3 protein-coding genes are annotated in these 3,453 nt (G+C 50.0%); all 3 read right to left on the bottom strand.

What is annotated here, in order from left to right:
* A partial coding sequence (locus JX312_RS10765; RefSeq protein WP_304505002.1) for a two-component regulator propeller domain-containing protein occupies positions 1 to 1,667 on the bottom strand: 1,667 nt, incomplete at its 3' end.
* 78 nt (positions 1,668 to 1,745) lie between these two features.
* Positions 1,746 to 2,879 (bottom strand): glycoside hydrolase family 43 protein, encoded by a 1,134-nt coding sequence (locus JX312_RS10760; RefSeq protein ID WP_123404488.1) that lies wholly within the window; start codon positions 2,877 to 2,879, stop codon positions 1,746 to 1,748.
* Between the two features lie 120 nt (positions 2,880 to 2,999).
* Positions 3,000 to 3,437 carry a RagB/SusD family nutrient uptake outer membrane protein gene (locus tag JX312_RS10755; RefSeq protein WP_204457993.1) on the bottom strand — a complete coding sequence of 146 codons (438 nt, stop codon included), beginning with the start codon at positions 3,435 to 3,437 and terminating at the stop codon, positions 3,000 to 3,002.
* Positions 3,438 to 3,453: the final 16 nt, after the last annotated feature.

Raw genomic sequence — 3,453 nt, 5'->3', positions numbered from 1 at the left:
TAGAGGCTTTTTACAGTTCCTCCGTTCATATAGCGCGGATGAACATGCATGACACTTGAGAACTTTTCGTCAAATACAAATATACCGTTGCCGAAAGTGCTGACCCAGAAACGTCCGCGCCGGTCCCTTACAATTCCGGTCACCGAAAGATGCCCCATCGCCTTTCCGGGAGCCTCCATGAACTCAGCCTTTCCTCCGGAATATCTCAGAATACCCTCGGAGCATCCGATAAACGTGCCTTTCAGGGAATCGTTGAAAATGACGTTGATTCCTATGTCGGGACGCCCCAGGTTCACCCTTTCGAAATGTCTGCGTTCCCTGTCGAGACGAAGAAGTCCGTCATCATAGAGACCGACCAGCAGGTCTCCGTCGCCGCGTCCGAGTGTCGTTACTCTCGAATAGGGATGCGACATGTCGGTTGCGAAACTCATGACATCGGAAATTACGCCATCGCGGAAGACACCTATGGAATTAGTGCCGCCAAGCAATATCGAGCCGTCGGCATCTGCATATGTCGACCATATCACATGGTTGTCGAACCCCTCGGTAGGAGTGCCGAAATAAGGAAGCTGCCTGAATGGAGAGTGGTGATGACTCATGAATTCAAGTCCGGTTCCGTAATTGCATATCCACATGTTTCCGAACGAATCCTCGAAAATGGAACGTATGTTTCCGTTGGCGATTCCCCGCCCGCTCTGCTGGCTCACATTATAATTGCGGAACCTCAGATTCTCGGGACTTCCGGCTGTAAGATCCGTAGGATTGAAGACGCTCACCCTCCCCATGTCGCAACCGACCCAGATCAGACCGTCTGCATCTTCCATTATAGAGTAGACATGGTTTCCCGCTATGGATCCTGAATAATCCGGATTGTGAAGGAATGTATGAAAAATCTCGCGTTCGGGAATAAACAGGGAAAGTCCATGATTCGAGCCAAGCCATATGTTCTTATGGGAATCGATATGGATCGTATGAATTATACCCTGCGGTATGCCATTGGGATTTCTATGGTCATGACTGTAAGTCCTGACCTTGCGCGAGGCGATGTCAACCACGGAGACACCCTCCGTGCTGTGCGCTATTATCAGATGCCCCTTGCCGTCGTCGGCAAGAGATATGACGGATTCCGGAAGACCCTTGAAATCTTTTGTCGGATATACCGTTTCCTTGCCGTCAGGCGACATGTGGACTATCGTGCGGTAATGATTGGCTACCCACACACCCCCGTCGGAGGCGGGGACAATATCCGTCACATTGAAGATCTGAGCGTCATGTCCCAACACTATCTTCTCCGGCTTTCCGGTATTGCAGTCGATCATTCCGAGTCCGCTTTTTGTTCCTACAAGCAGCCTGTCGGAGGCAACATCGTGAAACAGCGAGGATACGGTGTTTCCCGGAAGTTCGGAGTTCTCTCTTGTGTAAAGCACGAACGAGTGCCCGTCGAAACGATACAGACCGTTGTCGGAACCTACCCATATGAATCCCCGGTTATCCTGCGCCACATGTGTCACGTATGTTGTGGCGAGTCCCTGGTTGACACCGAGGCGCACAGGGGGGTAGAAGTTGACCCCGCCGACAGGCATGCAGAAAGCCAAGACAATGCAGAGCATCGCCAGCAATGTGCAATGTCCCGTCAGGTTCCCGGATTTTTGTTCATGGTTTCTCATCGTTTCGTTTTTGGTTATCCGCATCACAAAGATAACACTTATGATGCAACTTTCAAAAGACTTTCAGCCTAATCCGACTCATTTACGAGGGGACCATTCATTTTTCCAGCTGACGTAAGGAACACCCTCTGCGTCAAAATCAACCGGGAGCCACAGATAACGCGAATTCATCAGGCTTTTGGGATCCCATTTGTCGAACATTGCTATGAAGCGGTCCTCGCCGGGTAGTTTCATTATATAGTTGCTCTGTCCCAGAAAAGTCTTGTCGGCGTTCTCCCCCCGGCAAGGATTGGGAAGCTGTTTCCACTCTCCCATTATTCTATCGGCTGTCATGAGACGTGCCTCGTTAGGTTCCCATCCCGTGCAACCGGAAGTAATCATCCAGTAACGTCCGCCACGCTTCATAAGAGCGGGAGCCTCATTATGTCCGCCGGGAAAAATACGCACATATTTTCCTGTATGACCGAGATAGTCATCGGTAAGTTCGGCTATATGCAGAGTCAGATTGTCTTCGGAGGAATAGATATGGTATCCTTTTGCGTCATCATCCACAAAAAGAGTCATGTCTCGACTCATCTGACCACCATTGAGATCCCTCATCGTGAACATTCCGCGCTCTATTTCAGCTCGCCATTCAGGAGTCCACCATTCCATCTTCTCATCCGCACATCCGGATGCTTCTTGTTTTGAAAGATTGTCAGGCATTATGCCTGCGTTGACACGACCAGATCTGACAAACGTGAACGGACCTGCCGGGGTATCGCTCACTGCTACCGCACACCGGGCAGGTCCATACCCTTGTCCTTTAAGTTCGAGATGGAACCACATCACGTACTTTCCTGTCTTGGCGTTATAAATCACTTTCGGACGTTCTATGATGCATCCGCGTTCTATATCGTGGCCCTTTTCCTCAGTGGCTCTGAGGGCAAGCCCTTCGTATGTCCATGTTGTAAGGTCGGGAGAAGAATAGACTGTCACCCCTTCCTGCGGCAGTGACCGCACCGCCGCGCGATGCTCGCCATACCAGTAATATTTTCCGTCAGCGAATATGACACACCCGCCATGGGCGTTTATCGTGTCTCCCTTTACATCCTTCCATATCTCCCCGGGGCGGATTTTTCCGCACTCATTGCTCTCTGCCGCCATTGACTGACCTGTCAGCAGCATCCCTGCGGCAACAACCGCCAATATCTTTCTAAAACCAATCTTCATCACCTTATCAAGAGTTAAATAAATCTCTGTTTGTTAAACAAATCCACGAACGTTAACTTTAGTAAAAAGGGGAAGGGTTTCGTCCCTTCCCCCTTTACTTGAACTTACTTATATATTACCTTATTTATGCGCATCCTCATCGGCTTCCTGCCATGTCGCCCACATCTTGCAGTTGGGATCATAACCGTCATAGCCGAAGTTCTGCCAAAGCTTCGCCTCACTGTTGGCTGTCTCGGCGAAATGCGGAATAGGCCAGTAGAGGTTGTGCTTATCCATCTTGTATGTTATCTCTATACCACCCGATTTGAACGGAACATCAGGTGAATTATAGAATGAATAGTGCATAAGACGCTGATACCAATAGCTTCCGCCGGTGCGGTCTGTGCCGTTCTGCTTGTTCCAGGTTTCTTTGTCATATACGTTGCCCCATTCGTCTGGTATACCGGTGTTGGCGAGAATCATCGACACGCGGCCAAGCTCGGCTTTACGGAATTCCTCCATATAAAGCTCGCGGGCGCGCTCGTTCATGATGTCTCCGATATTGACGGTAGGATACATCTATTTGGCATTGGCA

Origin of the sequence: Barnesiella sp. CU968 (assembly GCF_905219685.1) — a bacterium.
GTDB lineage: Bacteria > Bacteroidota > Bacteroidia > Bacteroidales > Muribaculaceae > Lepagella > Lepagella muris_A.
Note: the sequence above shows the minus strand (reverse complement) of the source record. Positions and strands in the feature narration are given on the sequence as shown.

Coding starts and splice junctions, on each gene's coding strand:
- JX312_RS10755 (WP_204457993.1), bottom strand. CDS start 3,437: ATGTATCCTACCGTCAATATCGGAGACATCATGAACGAGCGCGCCCGC.
- JX312_RS10760 (WP_123404488.1), bottom strand. CDS start 2,879: ATGAAGATTGGTTTTAGAAAGATATTGGCGGTTGTTGCCGCAGGGATG.